This is a genomic window from Leifsonia sp. PARNA 1/14, from assembly GCF_055720965.1.
In genome coordinates this window covers 861710-863597 of sequence record NZ_JBVQSP010000001.1, presented here as the reverse complement: position 1 = coordinate 863597, position 1888 = coordinate 861710, and the positions used below count along the sequence as shown (strand labels likewise).

The following is a 1888-nucleotide window of genomic DNA, read 5'->3' as shown; positions in this document are numbered from 1 at the left end:
GTACGTAGCTCGTCGCGCGTCATCGACGTCAGGGCGTTGATCTCCGACGTGATCTTGCGGATGTGCTTGGTGGCCTCCGAGACGTCGCCGGTGCCGGCCTCGCCCTTCGAGCGGATCATCGCCGCGCCTTCGTTGATGCGGCGCAGCGCCTCGCCGAGGTTGGTCGCGCCGCAGACGAACGGCACAGTGAACTTCCACTTGTCGATGTGGTTGACGTAGTCGGCCGGCGACAGCACCTCGGACTCGTCGATGTAGTCGACGTCGAGCGCCTCCAGCACCTGCGCCTCGACGAAGTGGCCGATGCGGGCCTTCGCCATGACCGGGATGGACACCTCGGCGATGATCGCCTCGATGAGGTCGGGGTCGCTCATCCGTGCGACACCGCCCTGGGCGCGGATGTCGGCGGGGACCCGCTCGAGCGCCATGACGGCGACGGCGCCGGCGTCCTCGGCGATGCGCGCCTGCTCCGGCGTGACGACGTCCATGATGACGCCGCCCTTCAGCATCTCGGCCAGGCCGCGCTTGACCCGGCTCGACCCGGTGGCGGTGCCCTGTTGTGTGTCTGTCATCGTCGCCCTCTCTGCGGTACAAAAAGTGTTTTGGCCTATGCCGAACGATAGCATCCCCGCCTCGGCTCAGTAGACTCGGTAGCCGGGGAGGGGAATTGGACGAACAGGTCATCACGGGAACGACGGCGGCGGAGATCGCCGCCAGCGTGCGCGAACTGCACGAGCGCGGGGCGCTGCGCCGCGGCGACCCCCTCCCGCCGGTGCGCGAGCTGGCGGCCCAGCTGCAGGTCAACCGCAACACGGCCGTCGCCGCCTACCGACTGCTGGCACAGGCAGGGGTGGTCGTCGCACGCGGGCGAGCCGGCACGGTGATCGCGGGCGTGGAGGCCGTGGCCCAGGAGGGATTCGCGGCCGACAGCGTGCTGCGCGACGTCGGCACGGGCAACCCCGACCCGGGCCGCATCCCCGATCTCTCGGCTGCGCTGGCCCGCGCCGTCGGCCGTCCCGTGCTATACGGGGAGCCCGTGATCGACCCCGCGCTGCAGGCGCGCGCCCTGTCATGGATCCGCGAGGACCTCCCGGAGCACGACGTGCGGATCACGGTGACCAACGGGGCCGTCGACGCCGTCGAGAGGCTGCTCGCCCAGGCGCTCCTCCGCGATGACGCCGTGGCCCTCGAAGACCCCTGCTTCCTCGCCAGCATCCACACGGTGCGGCACGGCGGCTACCGCGCGGTGCCCGTTCCCGTCGACGCCGAGGGAATGACCGTCGACGGCCTCCGCGCGGCGCTCGAGGCCGGCGTGCGGGCGATCATCTGTACGCCGCGGGCGCAGAACCCTACGGGAGCGACACTCTCCCCCACGCGCGCGGCCGAGCTTCGCGCACTGCTCGCCGATCATCCGTATGTGCTCGTGATCGAGGACGACCACTTCTCGATGCTCTCCCAGCGCTCGTACGAGACCCTGATCGGGTCGTCGCACCAGCGGTTCGCGCTGGTCCGCTCGGTGTCGAAGTTCCTCGGCCCCGACATGTGCCTGGCCGTCGCGGCAACGGACCCCGAGACGGCGGAGCGGCTCGCGTTCCGGCTCAGCCCTGGCACCACGTGGGTGAGCCACATCCTCCAGCGGCTCGTGCTCGCGCAGCTCAGCGATGTGTCCGTGCTCGCGCAGATCGTCGACGCCGGGCGCCACTACGCCGAGCGCAATGAGGCCTTCGCCGCCCGGCTCACCGAACGCGGGCTGCCGACGGAGGCGGGCGACGGTCTGAACCTCTGGGTCGACCTGCCGGTGGAGGCGCGACTCGTGGCCGAGCGGCTGATGCGACGCGGCTGGCTGGCCCGCACCGGCGACGAGTTCGGGCTCGGCGAACGGAGGCCGCCC

At 71.1% G+C, this 1888-nt stretch carries 2 protein-coding genes; one reads left to right on the top strand and one right to left on the bottom strand.

What is annotated here, in order from left to right:
* The coding region (locus tag AC0HS0_RS04305; protein ID WP_472961879.1) for a beta/alpha barrel domain-containing protein at nucleotides 1–569 on the bottom strand (569 nt) is incomplete at its 3' end.
* Between the two features lie 95 nt (nucleotides 570–664).
* Between AC0HS0_RS04305 and AC0HS0_RS04300 the strand changes: the two genes are divergently transcribed.
* On the top strand, nucleotides 665–1888 hold a 1224-nt coding region (locus AC0HS0_RS04300), incomplete at its 3' end, for an aminotransferase class I/II-fold pyridoxal phosphate-dependent enzyme (protein WP_472961878.1).